The sequence below is a fragment of the Serratia sp. PL7 genome, assembly GCF_945957435.1.
Genome location: NZ_CAMFLB010000046.1, coordinates 1 through 23,339 on the forward strand (window position 1 = coordinate 1; position 23,339 = coordinate 23,339).

General features: G+C 39.3%; 30 protein-coding genes. 27 read left to right on the top strand and 3 right to left on the bottom strand.

Going from position 1 to position 23,339, the window contains the following annotated elements; translation table 11 throughout:
* The first annotated feature begins 488 nt into the window (after positions 1–488).
* From N6G83_RS52175 to N6G83_RS52185, 3 genes are all read left to right on the top strand, one after another.
* Entirely contained in the window at positions 489–1,151 is a 663-nt protein-coding gene (locus tag N6G83_RS52175) for a division plane positioning ATPase MipZ (RefSeq protein ID WP_050296628.1), read from the top strand.
* 102 nt (positions 1,152–1,253) lie between these two features.
* The gene (locus N6G83_RS52180) at positions 1,254–1,538 is read left to right on the top strand and encodes a hypothetical protein (protein WP_013572681.1); all 285 of its coding nucleotides are present in this window, start codon (positions 1,254–1,256) and stop codon (positions 1,536–1,538) included.
* Between the two features lie 57 nt (positions 1,539–1,595).
* Positions 1,596–2,222 carry a hypothetical protein gene (locus N6G83_RS52185; protein ID WP_050296627.1) on the top strand — a complete coding sequence of 209 codons (627 nt, stop codon included), beginning with the start codon at positions 1,596–1,598 and terminating at the stop codon, positions 2,220–2,222.
* A 27-nt stretch (positions 2,223–2,249) separates the two neighbouring features.
* On the opposite strand, the gene N6G83_RS52190 is transcribed toward N6G83_RS52185, so the two are convergent.
* The 3 genes from N6G83_RS52190 to N6G83_RS52200 all read right to left on the bottom strand — a co-directional run bounded on the left by N6G83_RS52190 (position 2,250) and on the right by N6G83_RS52200 (position 4,174).
* Positions 2,250–2,774 (bottom strand): DUF2726 domain-containing protein, encoded by a 525-nt coding sequence (locus tag N6G83_RS52190; RefSeq protein WP_202209947.1) that lies wholly within the window; start codon positions 2,772–2,774, stop codon positions 2,250–2,252.
* Between the two features lie 112 nt (positions 2,775–2,886).
* On the bottom strand, positions 2,887–3,300 hold the full coding sequence (locus tag N6G83_RS52195) for a hypothetical protein (protein WP_234057309.1): 414 nt from the start codon (positions 3,298–3,300) through the stop codon (positions 2,887–2,889).
* A gap of 7 nt (positions 3,301–3,307) precedes the next feature.
* A complete protein-coding gene (locus N6G83_RS52200; RefSeq protein WP_211136059.1) occupies positions 3,308–4,174 on the bottom strand; it encodes a replication initiation protein in 867 nt (288 codons plus the stop codon).
* A gap of 1,074 nt (positions 4,175–5,248) precedes the next feature.
* Between N6G83_RS52200 and N6G83_RS52205 the strand changes: the two genes are divergently transcribed.
* The 24 genes from N6G83_RS52205 to N6G83_RS52320 all read left to right on the top strand — a co-directional run bounded on the left by N6G83_RS52205 (position 5,249) and on the right by N6G83_RS52320 (position 23,314).
* Positions 5,249–5,764 carry a J domain-containing protein gene (locus N6G83_RS52205; protein WP_115195444.1) on the top strand — a complete coding sequence of 172 codons (516 nt, stop codon included), beginning with the start codon at positions 5,249–5,251 and terminating at the stop codon, positions 5,762–5,764.
* Between the two features lie 56 nt (positions 5,765–5,820).
* A complete protein-coding gene (locus tag N6G83_RS52210) occupies positions 5,821–6,363 on the top strand; it encodes a hypothetical protein (RefSeq protein ID WP_115195445.1) in 543 nt (180 codons plus the stop codon).
* On the top strand, positions 6,360–6,620 hold the full coding sequence (locus N6G83_RS52215; protein WP_211136058.1) for a hypothetical protein: 261 nt from the start codon (positions 6,360–6,362) through the stop codon (positions 6,618–6,620). Before N6G83_RS52210 ends, N6G83_RS52215 begins: the two co-directional genes overlap by 4 nt.
* Entirely contained in the window at positions 6,610–6,846 is a 237-nt protein-coding gene (locus tag N6G83_RS52220) for a helix-turn-helix domain-containing protein (protein ID WP_115195447.1), read from the top strand. The genes N6G83_RS52215 and N6G83_RS52220 overlap by 11 nt, the downstream gene beginning before the upstream one ends.
* A 98-nt stretch (positions 6,847–6,944) precedes the next feature.
* Complete coding sequence (locus N6G83_RS52225; RefSeq protein WP_115195448.1) at positions 6,945–7,124, top strand: hypothetical protein; 180 nt, start codon at positions 6,945–6,947, stop codon at positions 7,122–7,124.
* Positions 7,114–7,239 carry a hypothetical protein gene (locus N6G83_RS52230; RefSeq protein WP_260524333.1) on the top strand — a complete coding sequence of 42 codons (126 nt, stop codon included), beginning with the start codon at positions 7,114–7,116 and terminating at the stop codon, positions 7,237–7,239. Before N6G83_RS52225 ends, N6G83_RS52230 begins: the two co-directional genes overlap by 11 nt.
* A gap of 600 nt (positions 7,240–7,839) precedes the next feature.
* Positions 7,840–8,343, top strand: a complete 504-nt coding sequence (gene ddp1 / locus N6G83_RS52235) for a DNA distortion polypeptide 1 (protein ID WP_117111270.1) — start codon at positions 7,840–7,842, stop codon at positions 8,341–8,343.
* 3 nt (positions 8,344–8,346) lie between these two features.
* Complete coding sequence (gene mobP1, locus N6G83_RS52240) at positions 8,347–9,576, top strand: MobP1 family relaxase (protein WP_211136057.1); 1,230 nt, start codon at positions 8,347–8,349, stop codon at positions 9,574–9,576.
* Positions 9,577–9,652: 76 nt separating this feature from the next.
* Positions 9,653–9,919, top strand: coding sequence for a helix-turn-helix transcriptional regulator (locus N6G83_RS52245; protein ID WP_115195451.1), 267 nt, complete (start codon positions 9,653–9,655; stop codon positions 9,917–9,919).
* Positions 9,920–9,929: 10 nt separating this feature from the next.
* Complete coding sequence (locus tag N6G83_RS52250) at positions 9,930–10,145, top strand: EexN family lipoprotein (RefSeq protein WP_228708726.1); 216 nt, start codon at positions 9,930–9,932, stop codon at positions 10,143–10,145.
* Positions 10,146–10,502: 357 nt separating this feature from the next.
* On the top strand, positions 10,503–11,129 hold the full coding sequence (locus N6G83_RS52255; RefSeq protein ID WP_115195453.1) for a lytic transglycosylase domain-containing protein: 627 nt from the start codon (positions 10,503–10,505) through the stop codon (positions 11,127–11,129).
* A 12-nt stretch (positions 11,130–11,141) separates the two neighbouring features.
* Positions 11,142–11,468: a TrbC/VirB2 family protein gene (locus N6G83_RS52260; protein ID WP_228708727.1), complete on the top strand. Its 327-nt coding sequence runs from the start codon at positions 11,142–11,144 to the stop codon at positions 11,466–11,468.
* 18 nt (positions 11,469–11,486) lie between these two features.
* Positions 11,487–14,234 carry a VirB4 family type IV secretion/conjugal transfer ATPase gene (locus N6G83_RS52265; RefSeq protein WP_211136056.1) on the top strand — a complete coding sequence of 916 codons (2,748 nt, stop codon included), beginning with the start codon at positions 11,487–11,489 and terminating at the stop codon, positions 14,232–14,234.
* Between the two features lie 10 nt (positions 14,235–14,244).
* Positions 14,245–14,964: a type IV secretion system protein gene (locus tag N6G83_RS52270; protein ID WP_115195455.1), complete on the top strand. Its 720-nt coding sequence runs from the start codon at positions 14,245–14,247 to the stop codon at positions 14,962–14,964.
* A gap of 14 nt (positions 14,965–14,978) precedes the next feature.
* Positions 14,979–16,088: a type IV secretion system protein gene (locus tag N6G83_RS52275; RefSeq protein ID WP_228708728.1), complete on the top strand. Its 1,110-nt coding sequence runs from the start codon at positions 14,979–14,981 to the stop codon at positions 16,086–16,088.
* 123 nt (positions 16,089–16,211) lie between these two features.
* On the top strand, positions 16,212–16,883 hold the full coding sequence (locus N6G83_RS52280) for a virB8 family protein (protein WP_172721768.1): 672 nt from the start codon (positions 16,212–16,214) through the stop codon (positions 16,881–16,883).
* Positions 16,883–17,794 (top strand): TrbG/VirB9 family P-type conjugative transfer protein, encoded by a 912-nt coding sequence (locus N6G83_RS52285; RefSeq protein WP_248006651.1) that lies wholly within the window; start codon positions 16,883–16,885, stop codon positions 17,792–17,794. The genes N6G83_RS52280 and N6G83_RS52285 overlap by 1 nt, the downstream gene beginning before the upstream one ends.
* Entirely contained in the window at positions 17,787–18,905 is a 1,119-nt protein-coding gene (virB10, locus tag N6G83_RS52290; RefSeq protein ID WP_117111267.1) for a VirB10/TraB/TrbI family type IV secretion system protein, read from the top strand. The genes N6G83_RS52285 and virB10 overlap by 8 nt, the downstream gene beginning before the upstream one ends.
* The gene (gene virB11, locus N6G83_RS52295) at positions 18,906–19,934 is read left to right on the top strand and encodes a P-type DNA transfer ATPase VirB11 (RefSeq protein WP_115195436.1); all 1,029 of its coding nucleotides are present in this window, start codon (positions 18,906–18,908) and stop codon (positions 19,932–19,934) included.
* Positions 19,921–21,783, top strand: a complete 1,863-nt coding sequence (locus N6G83_RS52300; RefSeq protein ID WP_260524334.1) for a type IV secretory system conjugative DNA transfer family protein — start codon at positions 19,921–19,923, stop codon at positions 21,781–21,783. Before virB11 ends, N6G83_RS52300 begins: the two co-directional genes overlap by 14 nt.
* 12 nt (positions 21,784–21,795) lie before the next feature.
* The gene (locus N6G83_RS52305; RefSeq protein ID WP_115195437.1) at positions 21,796–22,206 is read left to right on the top strand and encodes a cag pathogenicity island Cag12 family protein; all 411 of its coding nucleotides are present in this window, start codon (positions 21,796–21,798) and stop codon (positions 22,204–22,206) included.
* Complete coding sequence (locus N6G83_RS52310) at positions 22,199–22,504, top strand: TrbM/KikA/MpfK family conjugal transfer protein (RefSeq protein ID WP_172721774.1); 306 nt, start codon at positions 22,199–22,201, stop codon at positions 22,502–22,504. The genes N6G83_RS52305 and N6G83_RS52310 overlap by 8 nt, the downstream gene beginning before the upstream one ends.
* A gap of 114 nt (positions 22,505–22,618) precedes the next feature.
* Entirely contained in the window at positions 22,619–23,020 is a 402-nt protein-coding gene (locus N6G83_RS52315) for a thermonuclease family protein (RefSeq protein ID WP_228708730.1), read from the top strand.
* A 15-nt stretch (positions 23,021–23,035) separates the two neighbouring features.
* Positions 23,036–23,314, top strand: a complete 279-nt coding sequence (locus N6G83_RS52320) for a hypothetical protein (RefSeq protein WP_208780013.1) — start codon at positions 23,036–23,038, stop codon at positions 23,312–23,314.
* Positions 23,315–23,339: the final 25 nt, after the last annotated feature.

Genomic DNA, 23,339 nt, shown 5'->3' on the forward strand with positions numbered 1-23,339 from the left:
AAAAATCGGTGCGGGTAAGATACAATATGTTAAATTGCCGACTTTTGATAATTTTATAGCCGCCAAACCATATATCTACTACGAAACCTTCAAAAACCAAGCTCAATCTGACGATTTCATTCTTTTTTGGCGTACATAACTGATCATCAAATTTCAGCTTAACCGACCAACCATTAACATATTTGCAACATGCCTGATTTCACCTTGAATTTATGTCCTAAGCTCCATTTTCGCCAGTTTCCCTTTTTCTGTTACGTTGTAACCGATAGATATCATAAAGACATACAATTTACATTGTAAAGACACAGAAATCATTACATTGTAATGCACACATAAAGACACTGAGTGATTTACAATTGCTTTACTATGTAAATACACAAACATCTTTATAACGTCTTTACATAGTAAAGCGCTCGATGTATAAAGATACTGTAAAGACAGATGCGTCTTTATTCCATCTTTACAACGTAAATAATATGAGGCCTCAAATGGGTAAAATTTTACTGGTAGTATCAGACAAAGGCGGTGTTGGGAAAAGCACCTACGTAGCTAATACGGCCTCTATGCTGGTAAACAAAGGCAAGTCGGTTATCGTTCTGAAAACAGACAAAAACAAAGACATGTTGAGTTGGAGTGAAAAGCGTCAGGCAAATGGCCTGTTACCCGTCCCTGTGCATGAGGCATACGGGAATGTAACCAAGGAGATAAGCCGCCTAAGCAAACTCTGTGAAGTACTGATCGTGGATTGTCCAGGGCATGATAGCCATGAGTTCCGTAGCGCTCTAACCGTATCAGACATCATGGTTACACTAGTAAAACCTTCATCTGACTTTGAAAGTGAAACCCTAACAAGCGTAACGGAAAAAGTCAGAATAGCTCAAAAGACTAACGGAAATCTTCAACCGTGGGTATTAATGACGCGCATTAATCCAAGCAAACCACGTCACACACAGAAAGCCATAGAACTAGACAAAATACTCCGTTCAGACAGCATCTGGATTCAACCATTAAAGACAAGAATAGCCGAGTTGGATGTATTCGAAAACGCATGTAACGAAGGGGCAGGGGTGCATGATGTAGCTCGTGCTTCCAGCCTTAACAATGCAAAAGCACAGCTCGAATTAGTTGGTATGGAATTAGGAATTGTTTAATAAATTCAGTAAATTAACAACGTATCTTTACATTGTAAATACACTATAAAGACACTATAATAAAGACATTCGTTATAGTGTCCTGACTAAAGAGATCAAAAAATGGCTTTAAAACTGAATACCCCAAAACTTCCTGAATCAAACGAACCAGCAACTAACGCAGAAACTGCGCGTTTCATTGCCGGAGCCAGTAAAAAGCCAGTAACTGCTAAAGCCAAGCTGCTTAATTTCCGCTTGAATGAAAATTTCGAAGGTATACTCGAATCCGAGGCAATGAGGACAGGGCAAAGTAAAACAACCGTGTTGAAAGCTGCACTGGCAGCATGGGACAACATGGATGAAAACCAACGAAATCACTGGTTATTAGAATCAGCTAAAATAGGGTGATTTGGATATTTTGGGTTGGTTGCTTACAGAGCATAATTAATTGATATAGGGAATTAAATGTCATCATTAATATTTTATACCGACGAAATACAAGCGGTAGTAGCGACAGATACACTTGCTGTTGATAATGGGAAGCCTATTGCTTTTGTAAGTAAGTCAGGCTTTATACCTCACTTAAAAACCATCGTAGCTGGCACTGGAGCAGGTGGCTTTGCAAATAAGTGGTTACTTGAAGCATCAACAAGGATGGTTGTGCGGGGCATCCAAAATTTGGATTTTCACACTCCAAAAGCACTTAATAGACTTTGGTTAGACTATAAAAAAGAATTTTCTCTGCCTGATGAATTTACAACAACAGTCTATCAATTTGGTATTTGTGAAGAAACTGGTAAAACCGTATCGTATGCATATCGATCAACTAACGATTTTAAATCTGAATCATTAGGATATGGGACAGGAGTAAAACCAGATTGCACAATACTTGAAGGTAACTTAGTTGACATAATACCAACAATGATGAATGAGCAGAGATACCTAGAATCAAAAAAACCAGTACATGAAAGAATATATATTGGAGGAGAAATAATATTGTATCATTTAACAGAAAAAGGATGTAATTGTTTTAAAATTGGCGAGTTTGATGATTATAAAACTCAGCAAGATAATTTACTTTCAAACTTTTAGATATAAAAGCCCATAAGGGCTTTTAATTTATTCTTCATCATCTTTCAGTAAAGAGGCAAATGATTCATCACTCATCATTTCAAGTGTATTCTTGAATACATAGAATGAAATGCCGGACATCTCACATACACGCTTAATCACTAGCCGTTTCTTTTGCTGCCTTACTGTAGCAGCATCACCGAACTGAACCACTGCAAGTACACCATCATCATATGACGTTATCACATAATCACATGTGATATTTTGAACCTCGACAATCAATTCTTTTATTGCATCATCACTGCCATAAGGACGTACAAATTCAATTAGCCTTACCTTTGGGTATACTGAATAATCAGGTATAATATTACGTGAAAGAACACCTAAAAACTCAGCCTCTGATTCAGAAAGCAGATGAATCTTATTAAAACAATCAACCTCACCAATTGCTATAAAAGCATTGCTCGAATATTGAGGGTTATTGCTGATGAAATCACTAAAAACGTTAACGCTTGATGGAATGACTACATTATTAGTTGGTTCAATTACTTTCTGCTTATTACGTTTAAACATTATCGATTATCCTTAAAATAGAGCCTGCGGCAGGCACAGGCAAAAACCCCGTTTTTGGACAATCAGATAGAAAATTGGTACCAATTTCTAGCGGATTGTCTATCCTGCATTGTCATGATCTGCCTGTAGAGTCAGAGCCTATGCCGAACAACCTGAAAGCAAATCGGCTTTCAGTCCACCACGTAAACAATTGTTCCGCGCAGCCACAAAGAGACAAAACTAACCAAGCAGCAAGAACGGCGTAGCCACTCACATTAGCCCCCATAAACCAAACGATGGTAAGCCCCACAACGGCAATACCGCCGATGATCTGAAACAACAGCCGCAAAGCCGCCATAACACCAAGGGGAACAACAACAATCAGGTAAAGAGAAATAGCAAGTAGATACCGAAATGGTAACAAAAAAGATAACAGTCGAAATGAAGTAGTGTTGTGATTATATGATTCATCATTCACAGCCGCAGGTTTGGATTTTTCAAGCCCACGTTTGATGCCCTGAAAATCAATAATATTGTTTTTCATCATGTCCTCCCTAATCAATAGGCGGGAATTTTTTATCAAACATATCTAAAAACTCACTATCTTCATTTGGCAACTCTGTAGATTCTAATGAATAAATGAATTTCAATGTGTTAACTTTCCTTCCTATTTTCCCAGAAACTTCAAAACTCAGTTCCTTAATCTCAGTATTTTTTATAATCTCTTTAACAGACTTATTTAACACATCCCTTTTAAAAGCTGGGAATTCTGGATATTTGTATTCTTTATTTCCGTGAGAGTCTATAGTATATAAATTAAGTTCTTCTTTCAGTTCATCAACAGACATTTCAAAAGACATGATTCTTGGATTATTGCTATGTATTTTCCTGATTAGTTGATACAACGAAGATGAGTTTACACTAGAAAGTCTCACTACGGATAAAAGAACTTGAGTTGTATACCTTTTTTCAGAACCAACTAATTTGCATAAAAATCTTTTCGCAGTGTTAGTGAATTTTATGCCGACTCGACCTTCATTCTTATAATATGCCGAAAATTCAGTAAGGCTCAAGTTCAATGAATCAGGTACGTTTTTAGATGTGAATGGGAGATTTAACTCACTGCTTAAATCTAGAATTTCATCGTTTCTTAATTTTAAAACAACACTATCCAATATATTTGCACCATCTTTAAGAGCAAGATATGCAGCATCAGGTTTAACATTAACCCATTTAGTATAATCGGAGGCATTAACATAAAATATATGGTCATCATCAAATTCGTTTTTTGAATTGATTTGACTCATAGCCAAAAACAAAACTTTTTTGGCCGCCATCGGCAAAGTGGAAAGAGTAGAATTTAACTCATTCCTATGTCGAACTTTGGTCAGCCTTGAAAGTGATGTTTTATTCATGCTCATTCTCATCTATGCCAGTTACCTTCTAGCTATCAACTTATCATTCAAAACATGATAACGCAATTTCTAATTTATCATGTTAAACCGATTTTCTTCTCATGCTTTACGCCTTTCGATGCTATGCAGCGCCTGACTTCTTCATCAAAAAACCCGCCCAAAGCGCAATCGCTAAGAGATTCAGATACAATCAACATAAGATTGGAAAAAGATTTAACAGGAAAAACATATAGTAATCTTTTTTTTGCCCCCAATCTGTTAATTACACCGAGGAACCTCTCATGTTTAACCGAGGAACCTCTCATGTTTAACCGAGGAATCTCTCATGCTTAACCGAGGAACCTCTCATGTTTAACCGAGAATGTTATCATGCTTGACCGAGGAACCTCTCATGTTTAAAGATTATAATCCATATATTTCAGCAAGTTATACCGATGTAAGTTTTTAAGTCTTTAAAGAAAAAAAAGAAGATATAAGTTATTTAATGCACAAAGCCTGTGGATAAATCAGCATAAACACAGGGGATTGATCTTGCTAGGCATTCAGATTACTGCTCTGATAAGTATTGTGTAATATTTAGCCATTGTGTGTAAGAGCCATTCTGTTAGTACCGGTTCACTTCCGCTTCCTCGCTTTGCCTGTTCGTTCCTCGTCGCTATGCTCCTGCGGTACGCCTCAGCCAAAGACTGCGGCGAGCGGTATCTCCTTTCTCGAAAAGGCTTGATCTAATCACAGACTAAGATCTTGAAGAGATCCTTTTTGGATCTTTTCCTGCAAAGCAATAGAACGCTCTCAGAGCCATTTTCTTTACCCAGCCCTGCCAAAGTTACAGCTAATCAGCAAAATACGCTCAGAACGCTTCTCAGGACGATTTATCGCGTAAGTATTCCAAAATTGATAAAGCATCCCGCTAACACAGTTTACAACTGTAAAGAGCAAGATTGATTTACAATGTATTTACATTGTAAAGATGCAAAAGGGGAATGTTTTGCTTGCTAATACGTCCAAATAGACGTATTATTAATTCATCGAAAGAGAACGTTCTCTTTCACCATAAGCCCAAACGGGCAGGAGCTTAAAATGAATATCCAAGAAGCATTAAATATTTTTGGTCTATCTGGCGATCTGACAGAAAAAGACATTAAGACAGCATATAAAAAAGCTGCTTTAAAATATCATCCAGATCGTAATCCATTGGGCGCAGAACTGATGAAAGCCGTAAACGCTGCTTTTGATTTCCTGATGGCTAACATTGATAAAATCAATCAGTTTCAAAGTGCTGATGAAAACGCCCGATATGACTACAGTGAAGAATTGGAGAAAGTGTTGAATGTTCTTTCTGGATTATCTGGAGTGGTTTACGAAGTCATTGGTAACTGGATCTGGATCAGTGGTGACACCAAAGAACATAAAGACACTCTAAAAGAAATGGGGTGCAAGTGGGCAGCAAAGAAAAAACAGTGGTTCTATCGTCCTGAAGAACACAAAAGCCGCTGTAATCGTAAAGAACACAGCATTGATGAAATCCGTGAGATGTATGGCACAGCCGGACAACACAAAGCGAAAGGCTGGAGGAAGGTAGAAGCAAGCGCATAAAATCTACAGGGGGCGAAAGCCCCCATCAAAGCAAGACATTATCACGGGGCATTAAAATGAAATCATTCTTTGAACGTTGGCAACCAGTTTTTGAAATCGTGTGTCGTATCCTAGGGAATGGGTGGCGCGTTAACCTTCTTGATGATTGCCAGTACCGTATAAAACTTACATCCCCGAAGTTTAAGAATTACTCTGTACATATACGGAATGAAAAAGAGAGACTTTCAATCGTGGGAAGCGTGGATAGTCGCAATTGGCGTAGTCCATGCTATTCCTGCACCGTATCACTATTTCGTAATCCTGTTGAGATAGCCGCCGATATTGAGAGGAAAATTTTAGCAAATGCCCTGCAAGATGTGGAAAAGGCGCTTGAATGCGAAAAGAACATACAGGCAGAACGGGAACAAAAACGGATTCTGAAAGGGATGTTATCGCAACTTGTACAGCTTGAAAACTGGTACGGAACGTTAACAGGCTTCAAAGTGGAAAATGGATTGAACGGACAAATAACCGAGCATGGTGATGGCTATGGTTTTCTTGTTCGTGGCTTGAGTTTGGATCAACTTATTACACTAACTGGAATGGTGAAACAGCTATGAGAAAAAACAAAGGAGATATTACCTACTATCTTGAGGAAAACGCAGGTGTATACTATTTCGTAAAAAAGATTAAGACTCGTTCAAAACTCATGACCGAAGGTAAAAGTAAAATTACTAAAAAAATGTTAAGTGAGTTTTATTTCGTTGAAAATGAATTTAACTTGATTGATTTTACCACTAATGGTTTAAGAGTGGTCGATAAAGAAATTATCATTACAATGATTAAAGAAATTAAGGAGAGTGATCGTGATAACTGATAATACGCCGGAAAATATTAAAAAACTACGTGAAAAATTAGGGATTACGCAAACTGAATGCGGAAAACTCTTTGGTGTAGGTTTAAGAACATGGCAAAAAAAAGAGGAAGCTAAAACCCATAACCGTTTGAGCTTATCAAAAGGGGAGTTTGAATATCTTCTTTTAATGGCTGGGGAGCATCCTGATTTTGTTTTAGAAAAGAGAAAAAAAACTGAAAAAGAATAAGCTATTCACTTGTTGATACGTCTAAATAGACGTATAATAAAATCATTGAAAGGGAAAGCATCTTTCACCATAAGCCCACACGGGCAGGAGATTTAAAAATGAAAAGAAAGAAACCGTTTGATATAGCTAGTTTTCATGAATCAGTAAAAAGGGATTACGACACTGGTTTAATCACACTGGAACAAGCCGCTATTGAATTTTACAAGGGTAATTGGACACCATACATAGACATAGAATACACAAAGAAAAAGTTAGGAGTAAAATGCTATGAAAAATGAATTATATGAAAAAGAATACGAGGAATATTTTAATTCCTTGAAAGAAGGTGATGAGGTGTTAAATTTAAAAGAATTTATAGAGTGCTTATACAGTAAAAAGGAGGTGGAAAACTAAATGTGTGAGAGGTGTGATCAGGTTGTTCGAGCAACCTGATCACCGTTAACAAACAAAACTTAGTGAGGTTTTAATATGTCAACACAACAAATCGTACAGGTTGCAGATTCACTTGTCAAAGGATGGGAAACACGAATCCCTGCTATGAAAGGTAGGGAATGGGATCAATTCCGATGGTGGTTAAACTACTTGCAAGGATATGCAATGTTTTAAATATATTTCGTAGGGGCTGGAATGCCCCTTTTATGCCCTGAAAGGGCATGGAGGCGAAGCCGGAAGCCCCGCAGCGAAGCGAGGACATAAAAGCGTCACGGCGTTAGCCGCGACAACCCCCCACACTGCAAAGCCAATGAGCGAAGCGAACTAGTTAGCACGAACGTATAGCAGCTTGGTTGCCAGATGGTCGGAGACAAGAGAACGTTCTAGCGACTTATATGCTCTATTTGAATCTTCCTGTACATTAAATGGGCGTTCTGTGGTTTAGGTATGCTAGAATCAATGCAGGATAGACAATCCGCTAGAAATTGGTACCAATTTTCTATCTGATTGTCCAAAAACGGGTTTTTTGCCTGTGCCTGCCGCAGGCTCTTTAGGTGAGTTATGAAACAAGTAAAATTCAGGCTAGATGATGATGAGTATGAGCTTGCTAAAGTTAATGCTGCCGTCTGTGGTGTTAACAGTGTCAACGTTTTTGCAAAGCGTAAGGTGCTTGAAGTTGAGACAACACCTCTATCAATTCATGTGTCAGATAAGCCAGCAAAAGCCGTTTTTACCTATCTTTATCCTCATGAAATTGAAATTTTAAAACGTAATGCAGCATTGCATGGCATGAGTATGAGTCGTGAGATAGCAATCAGAGTAAGGCAGTCTTTATTAAAAAATGAAGTTTGCCTTTATCCTGATGAAATAAAAGACTTGAAAAAACTAACCACTGCAATTGACCGCATAGGCCGTAATATACATTTTATCATAAAAGGCGAAAGATTTTGTACGGTAAATGATCCGGATTTTAGAAAGGAAGTAGTTGAGGTTATTGGATTATGTCAGTCTATTGATTCAGCTTTAGAGACTTTAACCAAAAGCGTTGTTAACAGGTTCGGGTGATTTATGGGCGTATTTGTTGAGAATGAATATAGAACAAAACGAGCAAAAAGCTCAGATAAAGCAAGCCAGCCAGCAAAACTAACAGGTCGTCAAAGTCATGCCAGTAAATCCGCATTTAACTATAAAGCTCAACATGGTTCGGATAAAAAATCATACGGTTCAACCCCATCAAAAGAAGTGACTTTTAAAATAACTGGTTCAGGTAAAACTGTTGCAGGTATAAAAAATGGAGTTGATTACATAACGCGAGAAGGTGAGCTTGAGGCTTACTGTTATGATGGTAATGGTATTGAAGTTTCTGGAAAAGGTGACGACTTTAATAAAGAGTTTACAGTCACTCTTGCGAAGGGAAGCGATTATGATAAAAAGTACCGTGGTGAAAATATTGATCATGTAAAAAACATGGTCTTTTCCCCGCCTCCAGATGCTAAAGTAAGCCGAGAGGATGCGTTAAAAGCAACAGCAGAGTTTTTAAAAGAAAGCTATCCTAATCATGCATTTGTAGCAGTCTATCATGATGATAAAGAAAAGCACCCACATGTGCATGTTAACTTCAAACTTAAAAACGAAGATACAGAAAAGCGTTTAAGGTTGACTAAGGACGAAACAAAAAAATTTAGGCAAGGATTTTATAGAAAACTTGAAGGCATGGGTTATGATGTTGCGGCAACATGGAAGAAAGATCCAGAACGTAAACGTGAGGTTGAAAGGCTACAGGCCGAGAACCCTAAGCGATTGAGGAACGTTTACAAGGTAGTCGAATTTGGCGAAACTGCTTATCAGAACAAAGCAGGTGAAAAGAGAACTCCCTATCTGACCTATGAAACCCTTAAAGGTGGTAAGCAGGTAACGATTTGGGGCAAAGATTTGAAAAGCCACTTTGAATCAGAAAAGTTGCAGGCTGGCACGTTAGTTAAAATAAAAAAATTGTCACCAACGCGAGTCCGTAGCCCGATGTTTAATGATGATGGTTCCGTTGCTGGTTACAGAGAGAGTCAACGTAGTAACTGGCAAATAGAGAACATAGGGATTGAGCGTAACAGAGAACGTGAGATACCAAAGGCAATAACCAACCAGCCAGATGATAAAGCGGTTAAACAACAGATTGAACGGAAGAATGAGCGCTCTCGTAACATTGGATTTGCGCTTGAAAATGGTTTTACGAAGGATTCAACTGAACATAAGAAGCAAAAGCAGGAGCAGGAAAGAGGTTGGAAAGGGTTCGGTTTTTAAGTTGATTTAGGCGTAGGCGAACAAAGCGGCTACTTTGTTCACCTACTGATCACAACAACCTGAATGAGAGGTTATCATGACTAGGGACGATGCTATCCGTATTTCCCGGCTACATCAAATTTTCACAGAGGAACAGTTGAGTGATCATCAGAAAGACATTGCGATGATGTACGCAATTGGTAGCACAATCGAAGAAATTGCAGACGAAAAAGGCATAAAGCCGATAACTGTAAGAAATCATCTTGATGTGGTGAGACATACGTTAGGTGATGTTACTTTGTCTGGTATTCGTACAGTAGTATTCTTACGGGTGCTGTCAGTTTTTTTGGTTAATCATGTATAAGGAAATAAAAATGCTAAGAATCATGATGTTAGTTTCATTATTGGCTTTGAGTGGGTGCGGCGAGGAAACCAAGAGTGTTGATTGGTGGCGGAATCATCCAGAAGATGCCTTGAAAAAGGCCGATGAGTGCAAGAAATCCGGTGCTGATACGGATAACTGTAAAAATGTGAAAGCTGCTCTTTTCAGAAATAAACAGCAAGACGCACCCATTCCCACCTTCAACTAAAAGCTGATGAAAGCCCTTTGATAAGGGCTTTCTTACCAAATTAAGAATTTTCTCTATCGGTTTTTCAAACTTTTCTGAAATCAATATTTAATCCATTTAAACGGCGATCATAATTTTTATGATTGCCGTTTTTTGTTTGTCAGGCGATTCTCTCACAATCACAAATCACGAGAGTTTTAATCACCGAATATGAAAGAGAGTAACCAAGGGGATGAAAACAAAGAGACACACGTAACGATAAAACTTGATCGTCAACTTAATGACTTCATCGAAAGACGGGCGAAAGAATCCTTGCGTAATAAAAGGCATCAAATCGTCTATATGCTGATGCAGTTAATGCGCAAGGAGGGATGAGTTATGGCAGGGATTTTACCTAGTTTGCTTTTGTGCGCGGCCTCGGTGCACCCTGATACAATCAATGATGTTGCTCGCGTTGAAAGTGGGTTTAATCCATTTGCTATTGCAGAAATTATCCCAAAAGCAGAACGTGATGAATCAGGTAAAACTGTCATTACACACTTACCATCATCGAAAGAAGATGCACTCGAAGTTATACGTGAGATAGAGAATAAAAAAAGACGGTATTCCGTAGGATTGATGCAGATTACCAGTACAAATTTTTCATTATTCAATACATCGGCGGAAAAACTCTTATCACCATGCGAAAATCTATCGGTTTTCGAAAAAATTATTGTTGATTGTTATCAGAGGGGAGGGGATTTAGAAAACGCTCTTAGTTGCTATTACTCTGGTAATTTTTCAACTGGTAAAAGAAAAGAGTCAGAGTTTAGTTATACCAGTTACATAGAAAGAATTGGTTATAAAAACGATTCTAACAAATATCTTGTTCCAAGCACAAAGAACGAAAGGGGAGATAGTGGCATAGGGAAAACTCACAGCAAAAAAAAATCAGTAATTTATCCAGAATCAATTCTTAAATCAGCTTTTGTCGATAACGCCATACCGACAAAAATCATCAATTAAAAGGGTATTAACATGTCTATTAAGAAGACTTTCCAAAACGGTGTAAGTGCGTGTGTTTCAGCTATCAACATGCGCAAAACTAGCTTTGCGGCCTCGATTGCTGGGGCAACTATCGCATCACCGGCTTTCGCTGATGGGTTCTCTAAAGCAGAAAGCCTGTTGGAGAAGGTTCAGACGGGGCTAAGTGGCCTGTCTATTGTTACGGTCACAATTGCCTGTTTATGGGTTGGCTATAAGGTGTTATTCGGTGGCAGTACCATTCGTGAATGCTCACCTATCATCATTGGCGCGATCGTCATTGCCAGTGCCGCCGAAGTCGCCTCTATGATGGTTGGTTAACAAACTAGGGACGATAGTATGTCGATACTTTATAAGGCCATGACGCGCCCCGCAATGTATCTGGGTGTCCCTGTCGTCCCACTTACTGTGGTCATTGGGGCATTCTTCTTGTCAGGGGTATATGTAAACAAACTGGTCTGGTTAGCGATACCTGTCGCTATTTTCATTTTAAGAATGATAGCGAAACAAGATGACCACATATTTAACTTGTTTTTCCTGAAACTAAAGTTGCTGGGAAATTCTGCTTGTAATAGATATTTCGGAGCGAGGGCATTTCTTGCATCGCAGTATGAGCCAGTTGACATTGATGAGTTCACTCAGGCTATGAAACTAAACGAAAGAGTTTTGCTGGAAAAGCATATCCCTTTTTCCAGCCATGTAGATAAACATATTGTAAAAACGAAAAATGGTGATTATGTCGCCACATGGCAGCTAATGGGCGTTAGCTTTGAATCGTTATCAGAAGCTGCACTGGAAGCTATAGATTCTCAGGTGGCTACTTTAGTCCGCTCTTTCTCAGGGCTGTCTGTATCGTTCTATAATCATACCATTCGTGAGAGTTTCTATGATGGCTTTGATATAAAATCAGGTAATAAGCACGCTGATATTGTTTCTGGTCGTTATTATGATTCGCTCAAGGAAAATAAATTCAAAGGTAATGCTATTTATTTTTCTGTTGTATATCGACCTGATAACAGGCTTGATAAACTTGAAAATAAGAAAAAAAGCCTTAAAGAAAAACAGGAAAGCATTGATATTCATATCAGTAAAATGAATGATATTATCAATACTCTTTCTAGTGGCTTGGATAAATTCACATCTAATCTTCTTGGTATGTATGAAGAGGACGGTAACGTTTTTTCATCACAGCTTTCATTTTATAATTATCTGTTAACAGGTAAACATCAAAAAATACGTGTTACCAAAACACCTATTTACAATGTGCTTGGTGGCGTGGATGTGTTTCTTAATCACGATACAGCACAGGTGAAAAGAATAGATGGTAGCCGTTTTTTCCGCTCTATTGAAATTAAAGATTTTTCCAGTGAAACATCATCTGGTGTTTATGATGCGCTACATTTTTCTGATGTAGATTATGTGATTACCCATTCATTTACTGTAATGAGTAAGACAGAAGCATTAAATGCCATTAAGCGTACAGAGAAACAGCTTAAAAGCACCGAAGATGATGCAGTAACACAGTTGCAGGAGCTTGAAATCGCGAAAAACGATCTCGTTGCTGGGGAGATTTCTTTTGGCTATTATCATTTTACTCTAATGGTGTTTGCCGACTCCATTAAAGAACTGGATGAATCAGTTAGCAAAATATCTTCTGATTTTATTGATTTAGGTATGGTTGTTGTATTATCTACGTTATCTTTACCTGCTGCTTATCTTGCGCAGCTCCCAGCAGTATTTAATCTAAGACCACGACTATCACCTATATCAAATGCTAATTTTGTTGAACTGGCATCGTTCCATAACTTCTATCAAGGGAAACGCGATAAAAATTGCTGGGGTGAAGCTCTCGCCATTTTGAAAACTCCTAGCAAACAGGCTTATTATTTGAATCTTCACAACTCTGTCTTGTTTAAGGATGAAGTTGGAGAGAAAAACCTCGCAAATACTAAAATAATCGGTACTGCGGGTTCAGGTAAAACAATGCTGCTTTCATTTATCGCCTGTATGTTACAGAAATATAATAATCCAAGTACGTTTGCTAATAGTGCTAGACAGAAAAAAATGACCACTGTTTTTCTGGATAAGGACAGAGGGGCAGAGTTATGTCTCCGCATGTTGGGCGGTGAATATTATACAGTAAAAAGCGGTGAGCCTACTGGCTGGAATCCCTTTGCGCTTGAAGCAACTAAACGCAACCGGATTTTTGTAAAACAACTAATGGCAATCCTTTGTACCCGCAATGGCGAAACTTTGACAACCCGTGAAACACTGCTCATTGGTGAGTCTGTTGATGCCGTAATGGATTTTCCAGCAGGGGAAATGCGGGAATATGGCATATCTCGTATGCTTGAGCACCTCATGCAGAAAGCAGACCGTGATGAGCAGGAAAACGGGATCATTCTACGTTTGTCACAGTGGGCTAATGGTAACGCGAATGGCTGGGTATTCGATAATGCGCAGGACACTTTCAATATTCAGCATGTAAACAATTTTGGTATTGATGGTACGGAGTTCCTTGATGATCCAGTTGTGTGTGCGCCTATCACCTTCTACTTGCTGTATCGCATTACTCAGCTTCTAGATGGTCGCCGTCTTGTCATCTTCCTAGATGAATTCTGGAAATGGCTACAGGATGAAGCATTTAGCGATTTTGTTTATAACAAGCTAAAAACTATTCGTAAGTTAAATGGGCTTGTTATTCCAGCGACACAATCACCTGATGAAATTTTGAAAAACAAAATTTCACGAGCAGTAGTCGAAGTTTGTAGTACCAGTATTTATCTTGCTAACCCTGATGCTGATTTTGATGATTATGTAAATGGGCTTAAATGTACGCCGGAAGAATTTAATATCATTAAAAATCTTGATCCAATGTCCAGACAGTTTTTGATTAAAAAAAGCAGTCTGAAAAAAGGTGATGGTAAGGCATTTTCGGCATTGGCTACTCTGGATTTATCAGGACTTGGTGGATATTTAAAAATCCTATCAGCCAGCGCCGACAATTTAGAAGTGTTCGAAAATATTTATCGCAATGGTATGTCTCCTGATGATTGGATTCCTACATATCTTGAGCAAGCAATTTAGTGAGGTTTTTATGAAAAAGACAAAGGCCGTTTTATTCTCTGTTCTGCTGTGTACTTCATTTTTCTCTACTGCGGGTATTCCGGTTGCAGTTGATGCAGATCCTATGAGGGATGTTCAATGGGCGCAGGATTGGGGGCAGAAGATTAAGGAATGGACTGACACTGCCGCACATTATAAAAGCCAGATACAGGCTTATAAAGACCAACTTGCTACTGCTACAGGTGTTCGTAACATTGCATCGTTTACTAATGAATTAAGTAATCTGCAATCAGAGTTGACGAATATTTATAAGCAAGGGGATAGTTATATATCCAGCTTTACTAACGATCCTACTGGCTCTTTAAGCAGTGAGGCACAAAGTCTTTTTAAAAAGTACGGTGCATTCGATATGTGCAATACGGGATATGCCAAAAATGACAATGTATGTAAGGCTAAAGTGGTGTCTACCGCTGCCAGTATCGAACAAGGGAATGTAATCAATAAACAGTTATCAAATACCATGTCACAGATTCAATCATTAAGCAGCCGTATTGAATCTTCTAAGGATATTAAAGAGTCTCAGGATTTAGCAAACTCTTTACAGGCTCAATCCCTGAAAATGCAAGCAATCAAGATGCAATATGATGTATGGGAAAGCAAAAATAAAGCTGATGCAGAAATGTTGAAAACGCAACAAAAAGCAGAGTTTAAACAACAACAGTTGCAAGCGGCTGTTCCTGATTTTCAATAAAAGAGGGTTGGTTTATGGCTGGTCAGGGTTTTTTCGTTAAGTTCAATAATACAATAATGGACTCTGTGCAGAAAATCAGTGACTCCTATCAAAGCCAGTTTGCCAGCGACATTATGACGCTGGCGGCGGCTTCGGTAACATTGTATGTGTTGTGGAAAGGCTATCAGACGCTTGCAGGGAAAACGCAAACACCACTTCCCGATCTGGCATGGGATTTAACGAAGTTCGCCATCATTATTACTTTCATAACTAATGCGGGAGGTTATTTAACCAGCGCAACTACTGCAATGGAAGGTATTAAAGACGGTTTATCCGGTGGAGTAAGTGTTTGGCAGACGCTAGATAATCTTTGGGCGAGTACACAGAACCTTGCTGAAAAAATTTATCAAAAAGATACCGATTATATTCCTCTTGCTGGAGCATTTGGGATGGCGCTTGTGTGGGCTGGCTCAATGATTTTAATGGCGATTAGCACAGTGGTTTATCTCGCCGCTGATGTCACGATGAAACTGCTCATTATCACAGCACCTATCTTCATATTCTGCCTGATGTTTGGTTTCTTGCGTCAGATGTTCAACAACTGGCTACAGTTGAATTTTTCTAGCATTCTCACGGTTTTATTTGCCTCTCTGGTGATCAGAATCGGTATGGATTATCAGGGGGAAATTTTACAGCAAGTATCCAATGCAGCACCAAACAGCAACGTAGTTACTGCCGGAGCTATGGGGTTCATGGCGGGCTTGTTATCAGCGCTGTTGGTTATGCTTGCCCGTATGTTCGCAACACAGCTTGCAGGTGCTGGCGTCGATGGTGCTGTGCAGGGTATGGCAATGATGGGGTTAGGTGCTGCTGGCGTTGGGGCATCCCGTTTAGGTATGTCTGGGGGCAAGGCTGGATTCGGATTAATGAAAGGGCTTACGGGTAAAGATGTTGGTAACACAGCGTCAAACTCAAGTCGTCTTGGAAACTTTCTTGGTCGGGGAACTCGTTCAGCGTCTGAATGGGCTGGTCAAAAAATGCAAGGTGCTGATGCGTGGGCAGGGCAAAAAATACAAAGCGGCATTAATTCAATGGCTGATCGCCGCAGGGCATCACTTGCTAAAAAAAGGAGTGAAGCAGCATGAAATTAGAAAAATTAGTTCTATTGATTTTCATTTTTTCGATTATCGGATGTTCCAGTAAGGCAACTTTACCGTCTGATGTCTCTGGAAAACTTGAACCAATAAACCATAGTCAGGTTATTAGCTATGAATAAAAAAATTAAAGAGCAAATTGATACCGCAAAATCTTTCGAAACTCAGATTCATGCTGAAAACGAAAAATCTAAAAAAACTGCTTGGTGTGTGGCTTCGGTTGCATCACTACTGGCAATTTGTTTGGGGGTTGCTGTCGCGATTCTTACTCCTTTAAAAGAGAAAGAACTCGCTATTGTTAGCGTTGACAATACTACTGGACGAACAGAGTTAATCACACAGGTAAAACAGGAACAGATTTTACAGTCAGAGGCGCTGGGGCGTTACTTTGTCGATAAGTATATCTCTTTGCGAGAGGGCTATAACTATCCTTCATTACAAAGTGATTATGAAACAGTACAGCTATATAGCTCTAATACGGTGAAAGATGATTACCTACGCCTTTTTGCCAGTGATTTAGCCCCTGACAAAGTGCATAACAATAACGGGGCTTATGTAGTAGTTGAACGGTTATCTAACATTATAACTGATGCAACTGCACCAGATAGGCTTTCTACATCTCGATTCAAAGTCATTAGTAGAAATTTCAGAACAGGGCAAGTGACCATCTCCTATTTAGCTCTGCGTGTTACTTATCGCTTTGATTTGAAGAAAAGCAGTGCAACTAATCCACTTGGATTTACTGTAACCAGTTATCAGGCAGATAAAGAAATCAGGGGGGAATAATGGACACTAAAAGTTTAATTATCGCTTTAAGCCTGTTTTCACCTTTCTTAGTGAATGCTGCGGCAGTTCCTCAGTCGTCAGGCTATGACGCAAGGATGCAGAATGTGAGTTATAACGCTGCAAACACCACTGTGATTAAATCGAAAACAGGTTTTTTAACGTCAATCGTTTTTGACGAAGGCGAAGCCGTTATAAGTGCTAGGGCTGGTTTTCCTGCGGGTTGGGAGATTGATAAAGATGATAACGTTGTTTATGTGAATCCTCGGCCTGTGGTTCAGCAACAAGAAAATGCAGAAGGAGAGAAAGAACAAAAAATTTTCCAACCTGTAGCTAAAGAGTGGGACACGAATCTTTTCGTCAGAACAACAAAAAGAGTGTACAGCCTCGATTTAGTTATGATTTCTGATGAACAAAAAAATAGCCCCGCATATGTAGTTAAATATAGTTATCCTGCGGAACAGGCAAAATTAAGAGCGGAAGAAGCTAAAAAAATTCAAACGCAACAAGAGGAAATAAAAAACAAAAAAGTTATAGCTAACAATTTTGAAAGCGCCGACGCACCAAAGAATTGGGATTATTACATGCGAGTCAATGAAAAATTTGATAGTCGCAGGATTGCTCCTGATTTTGCTTATGATAATGGTGTTTTTACTTACATTGGTTTCAACTCAAGCAAAGTGTTCCCTGCCCCGTTTATGTATAAAGATGGGAAAGAACAAACATTGTCTTTCAATGTTCAGACGAAAGGGAAATATAAAATAATGGTTGTTCACAGTGTAAACGATAAGTTTGTTCTTCGTTATGGTAACAGTGTTGTTGGTGTGGTTAATCAGTCGTTTGGGAAAATAATTACAGACCAAATTAATACGGCATCACCAAATGTTGAACGTGTCGAGGTGAAAAATGACTGATATAAAAAAAACCGATGATCTGGTTGAAGATGCAAATCAATTGAGGCAGGAGCAATCACAGCTTCATAACATTGGTGGAGTAAAATCTAAAAATAATCGCTTTAAAATGGGATTGCTGTTTGGTTTTGCCACAATTCTTATTGTGGCTATTCTTGGCCTGAAAATTTACAAAAACTTTTACTCCGAAGAGCCTCAAGCAGCATCTACTGTAAAGGCTGATGATAATGCCTCGCAAGTTGGTAAGGTTCGTACAGGTATGGGACAAAATTTTGACCCTGTAGCGAACGAGACAACCAGCGGGAATGGTGCGGAAACGACGAGTAACAATCCTGCACCAACGGATAAGTCAACTTCCGGCCAGTTCCAGAAGTATCTCTCTATTCCTGTCTCAGGGCAGTCAGGCAGCAATAGCGAACGTCAAAATAGCACAGGAACGGTTCAACAAGACGAAACGAGCACAAGCCAGCCAAAACCACAGGCTAAGGCTGTAACTGCATCCCGTATGCAGGTATCAGCAATCAAGCTAGATCCAAACCTTTATATTGAAGAGAACACCATTATCCCGTGTGCACTCACAACGCGCTTTGTTTCAGATGTGGGCGGACGTATCAATTGCGTGATCACAGATGATGTGTGGAGTGCTAACCATCACACGAAGCTGATTGAGAAAGGAACTAAAGCATTTGGCAGTTACAAAACCGGTACTCTGAATCATGGACAGGGGCGCATGTTTATTATCTGGAATCAGTTACGCACACCTGATTTTAAAAGAATTGATTTAGTAGATACTGCGGCAGCAGGTGCCTTGGGCGAAATGGGTATTGATGGATGGATTGACTCACATTTTTGGGATCGCTTCGGTGGTGCAATGCTAGTAGGGATGATTCCTGATGCAATGCAAGCACTTAGTGGAGCATCAAATAATAATAAAGATAATCAGACCGATTATACAGCAAACAGTCGGGAAGCATTTGCCGAGATAGCGAAAGAAGCGGCAGCAAACAGCGTGAATATTCCACCAACTATGTACAAAAATCAGGGCGATATCATATCTATTCTTGTTGGTGACGATATTGATTTTTCTGGTGTCTATCAGTTAAAGGCAAAATAAATGACGAATAATGTTGCTCCACTGATAAACAATAAATCTCTGGATTTTTATAAACGACAGGTTTTTCAGCCTTATCTTGATATTGATGGATTAACAGAAATTGCTGTAAACCGTTCAGGGGAGGTCTGGACGGAAATTAACGGTGAATGGTCAGTGCATGATGATGAGAAAGTCACCTTTGACTTTTGTAAGCGTTTTTCTCAGACATTAGCTTCATTTCGTGGTGATGAAGTTGGTGATACAAAACCTTTGCTTTCAGCAACACTTGAATCAGGTGAGCGTGTGCAGGTTGTTTTTCCTCCAGCGTGTGAGAGAAACACCATATCTATTACGATTAGAAAACCATCAACAAGGCAGGTAACGCATAAGGAATATATAGAAAGAGGATTTTACGACTATGTTCAGTCAGGGAAAACGTATCATAGCCATGATGATACGCTTCTTGAACTCTTCAAACAGAAAAAAATTGCGGAGTTTATGGAGTTCGCTGTAAAAGTTGGCAAAAACATCGTTTTTGCGGGCGAAACAGGTTCAGGCAAAACTACCTATATGAAAAGCCTGATTGATTTTATTCCGTTAAGTGCAAGGCTAGTTACCATCGAGGATGCGGAAGAAATAGAGTTCTTTATTCATAAAAACTTCGTTCATCTTTTTTATCCTTCGGAATCTGGAAGTGATTCAGGCTCAATAATCACCGCTGCAAAGTTAATTAAATCTTGTTTAAGGATGAAACCAGACAGGATTTTACTTGCAGAAGTAAAAGGTGGTGACGCATGGGATTTTATCAAAGTAGCGGGTTCTGGACACAGAGGCAGCATGACGTCTATTCACGCAGGTTCTGCGAAAGACGCCATCATTCAGATGGTGACGAAATGTTATCAAAATATGGAATGCCAAAACCTGCCATTTGATGTGCTTAAAAAAATCATTCTGGACAATATTGATATTGTTGTTCATGTGGGAAGGGATGGTGTTGTTAGACATATGAGTGATATTTATTTTAAAGGGGCAGATTGTGAAAAAATTTAACAAACAACAGTCTGTATTTATCTTTGGGATCATGTTGGCCTTTACGTGGTTTTCTGGTTCGTTTGCTTTCTTTGTCCTTTACTTCAACCAAGTGCAAAACATTAAACCATTGAAAGCGATATTCAAGGCAATAGACGCATATAACATGGACTCTTTCATCAAAAGCTTGGTGCTGACTGGTGTTGCAGACGAGATAAGGTTGATTGCATTTCTTGCCCTGTGTTCAGGCTTTGTGTTGTCGTTGGCGATACCAGTAATGGCATTAATCAAACTAAATGAGGAAAAGGAAAATGTGTTTGGTGATGCGAGATTTGCCACGATAAAAGATGTAAAGGAGTCGAATAGTTTTACTCTTGATGGCGACGAAAAAGAGGGAATTATTGTTGGCCTTAAAGATAAAAAAATAATTCGCTATGTTGGAGCCGCTTTTAGCGCTATGGGGGCGGGTACTCGTGCAGGTAAAGGGGCAGGTATAGTTATTACTAACCTGATGAAATATTGGTGGAGCGTGATAATACTCGACCCTAAGCGTGAGTGTTTCAACATTACCAGCCTAATCAGAAGAGTGATTCTTCGTCAGGAGGTGTTTAAATTTGACCCCTTTAGCTCTGTCACTCACCGATTCAATCCTCTTTTTTATGTCAGTATGGGAACAAGTGAAGGATTTAACCAGTTAGAAAATCTCGCGCTGATTGTTTACCCGTATAAAACAGATGGTGCAGACGCGGGTAGTTATCTCAACAAAACAGCAGGGAGTTTGTTTAAATCTCTTGCTGTTACTCTTTGGTTTATGATAGCAAAGGATAAACAAGCATTAAAAGAGCTTGACATTGAACCCTTATTTTCAATGTCAAAAATTAATCTTCTTTTTGAACGCGCTGACCCTGAAAACTTACTTTCATTTCTTAGTGAAATACGTGGTGATTTGAAAGGTAAAGAAAAAACACTGGTTGATATAGGTGTGTCTGGTCTTAAAGCATTTATTGAAATGGAGGATAAAACAAAAGCACAACTTAAAAGCAATTTCCTTAATGGATTATCCCCATTCTCTAACCCGAACGTGGCGAAAGCTACTGATGGAAATGATTTTGACTTACGTCAGGTTAGAAAAAAGAGAATGACCGTTTATTTCTGTATCTCAGGTGATAATGCACGCCTTGCCGAAAAAGTGACAAACATTTTTTTCCAGCTTGCTATTCAGGTCAACCTTGAAAAGATGCCTACGGATGATCCAGAGATAAAGCATGACTGTTTATTTCTTCTTGATGAGTTCCCGTCAATTGGTGCTGTGGATTACATCAAGAGCAAATCTGGCCTTATCGCTGGCTACAAGCTGAAATTGTTGATTGTTTATCAGGTTGGCTCTCAGCTTGAAGAGATCTATAGCTATGCTGGCAGCAAAACGCTACTCGCCAGTGCGCCATGCAAAATTGTCTATTCAGCTTCCGATGTTAAGGATGCGCGCGAACTGTCAGAGGCTATGGGGACTAAGACGGTCACTATTGGCTCTAAAAGCAAGAGCCGTAGTCGTGGCGGTATGTCTCGCTCAGAGTCCGAGAGTCTTATTGAACGTCCTCTGGTAACGACTAACGAACTCCTCACACTAAAATTTAGTGAAGAAATTCTCGCGATGAAGGGGGAAAACCCGATTCGATGTGAGAAAGCTTTTTACTACATGAATGAATATTTCTTTGGCGATTTTATTAAGGTAGCACCTTCTTTGGAGAGTGTTTTCCCTAAAAAGAACGGTAAGTTGTCAATGCCACCTCAAAAGGTATTTGAAAACGAAATTGTTGCTAAAGGCTATCTCGCTATAAAAGATGTTCCTGATCTCGATATGGCTGCATAAAAGGAAATCAAGATGAAAGTAATGCTGATAATCGTAGTTCTCGCTCTTACTGGGTGTTCATCCCCTCCAGAACCAACTCCTGTAGAGTTTGGCAAGGTAAATGAGATTGTAACCCCTTCTCTACCTTATATGGCTGATTTTTACGGTGTCATACCATCAGAGACTAATGGCCTTGGATGGACATTTAGCAGAACTTTTTCAAAGAGAGAGGATTTTACTACTCCAGAGTATTACTACGCACTGGCACATGCCGATAGAGTTATTGTTTACACCAGTAAAGCCGATCTTTGGTTTCAAGTAAGGGATGGGTTGAAAGCTCAAGGAGCTAGAGGTGTTATCGAGTGGGCATATCAATCTTCTTTTTTACCAGAGCAAATAAAAATAACCTTCATTAAAACATATCAGGAGAGAAAAAATGACTAGAAAGTTTTTAATGGTTTTACCTCTGCTTACAGGGTTAGGATTGGTTTCAGTTAACGCACATGCTGCTGATCCATGCGAGGTAGTACTCTGTATGTATGGGAAAGCTATTGGTAGCGGCGGTGGAGGTGAATGTAAAAGCCCTGAAAAAGCATTTTTTAACATAGTGAAAAAGAAAAAAGGCTCTATCCGATGGGATAAAACCTTTGATGCTCGAAAATCATTTTTGAATCAATGCTCATCGGCTGATCCGTCTGCTATTTCAAAAATCATGAGTAAGTTCGGGAAGGTTAAAGGCTAAATGCATCCCCGCATCGCATCAACGGTAGCGGGGAAAATGGAAATTAATATTTTGAAAAAAAACATACTAGTGCTTTCTATAATTTTTTTCTCTGGTTTCCTGTCTGCCGCAGAAATGCGGGGCAAAGTTATCCGTGTTCTTGATGGTGACACTATCGAAGTATTACAGAATAAAAAGCCCGTAAGGATTCGCTTGGCAAACATCGATGCGCCGGAAAAGACACAGGCTTTCGGACGTTGGTCAATGAATCAACTTAAAGGTCTGGTTGCGGCACAGCCTGTTACGGTGACGTACACGCAAACAGACCGCTACGGGCGCATTATCGGGAACGTGTTCATGACGAACGGCACTGAAGCCAGCCGATTCATGGTGCAATCTGGCGCTGCATGGGTGTATGAGCGCTATAACACGGATAAGGCATTACCGGATTTGCAACGGGAAGCTCAGAAGCAAAAGCGCGGCCTGTGGGCTGACAGTCAACCAATGCCGCCGTGGGAATGGCGGCATAACAAATAAGATTAGGAAATCAACATGGAAACAGAATCGTTTAAAGTCAATCTGGCAGACTGGATTAAACAAGAAGAAGCTGAATCTGGTGAAAATGCGTTTTACCACCCTAATACTGAATACTTCAAAGTTATACGTGAAATTAATCAGCATGAAACTGAATTTATCGCTAATAGTGGTGATTTAGTAAAAATGGCTGAAAAGCATTCTGTTACTTATAACCAACTCAATGAAGAAGATAAAGAGTTTGTTAATTTTCGCCTAGATGAAGAGATTTTCTTCATAAGTTATGACGATGAGTGAATTCGTTTTCAATAATCTTGAATTT

Excerpts from the sequence above, each read along its gene's own strand:
- ddp1 (WP_117111270.1), top strand. The coding sequence starts at position 7,840 with ATGAAACAAGTAAAATTCAGGCTAGATGATGATGAGTATGAGCTTGCT.
- mobP1 (WP_211136057.1), top strand. The coding sequence starts at position 8,347 with ATGGGCGTATTTGTTGAGAATGAATATAGAACAAAACGAGCAAAAAGC.
- N6G83_RS52315 (WP_228708730.1), top strand. The coding sequence starts at position 22,619 with ATGCGGGGCAAAGTTATCCGTGTTCTTGATGGTGACACTATCGAAGTA.
- N6G83_RS52230 (WP_260524333.1), top strand. The coding sequence starts at position 7,114 with ATGAAAAATGAATTATATGAAAAAGAATACGAGGAATATTTTAATTCC.
- N6G83_RS52195 (WP_234057309.1), bottom strand. The coding sequence starts at position 3,300 with ATGATGAAAAACAATATTATTGATTTTCAGGGCATCAAACGTGGGCTT.
- N6G83_RS52205 (WP_115195444.1), top strand. The coding sequence starts at position 5,249 with ATGAATATCCAAGAAGCATTAAATATTTTTGGTCTATCTGGCGATCTG.
- N6G83_RS52180 (WP_013572681.1), top strand. The coding sequence starts at position 1,254 with ATGGCTTTAAAACTGAATACCCCAAAACTTCCTGAATCAAACGAACCA.
- N6G83_RS52275 (WP_228708728.1), top strand. The coding sequence starts at position 14,979 with ATGGCTGGTCAGGGTTTTTTCGTTAAGTTCAATAATACAATAATGGAC.
- N6G83_RS52305 (WP_115195437.1), top strand. The coding sequence starts at position 21,796 with ATGAAAGTAATGCTGATAATCGTAGTTCTCGCTCTTACTGGGTGTTCA.
- N6G83_RS52185 (WP_050296627.1), top strand. The coding sequence starts at position 1,596 with ATGTCATCATTAATATTTTATACCGACGAAATACAAGCGGTAGTAGCG.
- N6G83_RS52285 (WP_248006651.1), top strand. The coding sequence starts at position 16,883 with ATGGACACTAAAAGTTTAATTATCGCTTTAAGCCTGTTTTCACCTTTC.
- N6G83_RS52245 (WP_115195451.1), top strand. The coding sequence starts at position 9,653 with ATGACTAGGGACGATGCTATCCGTATTTCCCGGCTACATCAAATTTTC.
- N6G83_RS52260 (WP_228708727.1), top strand. The coding sequence starts at position 11,142 with ATGTCTATTAAGAAGACTTTCCAAAACGGTGTAAGTGCGTGTGTTTCA.
- N6G83_RS52225 (WP_115195448.1), top strand. The coding sequence starts at position 6,945 with ATGAAAAGAAAGAAACCGTTTGATATAGCTAGTTTTCATGAATCAGTA.
- N6G83_RS52270 (WP_115195455.1), top strand. The coding sequence starts at position 14,245 with ATGAAAAAGACAAAGGCCGTTTTATTCTCTGTTCTGCTGTGTACTTCA.
- N6G83_RS52320 (WP_208780013.1), top strand. The coding sequence starts at position 23,036 with ATGGAAACAGAATCGTTTAAAGTCAATCTGGCAGACTGGATTAAACAA.
- N6G83_RS52280 (WP_172721768.1), top strand. The coding sequence starts at position 16,212 with ATGAATAAAAAAATTAAAGAGCAAATTGATACCGCAAAATCTTTCGAA.
- virB10 (WP_117111267.1), top strand. The coding sequence starts at position 17,787 with ATGACTGATATAAAAAAAACCGATGATCTGGTTGAAGATGCAAATCAA.
- virB11 (WP_115195436.1), top strand. The coding sequence starts at position 18,906 with ATGACGAATAATGTTGCTCCACTGATAAACAATAAATCTCTGGATTTT.
- N6G83_RS52215 (WP_211136058.1), top strand. The coding sequence starts at position 6,360 with ATGAGAAAAAACAAAGGAGATATTACCTACTATCTTGAGGAAAACGCA.
- N6G83_RS52175 (WP_050296628.1), top strand. The coding sequence starts at position 489 with ATGGGTAAAATTTTACTGGTAGTATCAGACAAAGGCGGTGTTGGGAAA.
- N6G83_RS52250 (WP_228708726.1), top strand. The coding sequence starts at position 9,930 with ATGCTAAGAATCATGATGTTAGTTTCATTATTGGCTTTGAGTGGGTGC.
- N6G83_RS52210 (WP_115195445.1), top strand. The coding sequence starts at position 5,821 with ATGAAATCATTCTTTGAACGTTGGCAACCAGTTTTTGAAATCGTGTGT.
- N6G83_RS52255 (WP_115195453.1), top strand. The coding sequence starts at position 10,503 with ATGGCAGGGATTTTACCTAGTTTGCTTTTGTGCGCGGCCTCGGTGCAC.
- N6G83_RS52310 (WP_172721774.1), top strand. The coding sequence starts at position 22,199 with ATGACTAGAAAGTTTTTAATGGTTTTACCTCTGCTTACAGGGTTAGGA.
- N6G83_RS52200 (WP_211136059.1), bottom strand. The coding sequence starts at position 4,174 with ATGAGCATGAATAAAACATCACTTTCAAGGCTGACCAAAGTTCGACAT.
- N6G83_RS52265 (WP_211136056.1), top strand. The coding sequence starts at position 11,487 with ATGTCGATACTTTATAAGGCCATGACGCGCCCCGCAATGTATCTGGGT.
- N6G83_RS52190 (WP_202209947.1), bottom strand. The coding sequence starts at position 2,774 with ATGTTTAAACGTAATAAGCAGAAAGTAATTGAACCAACTAATAATGTA.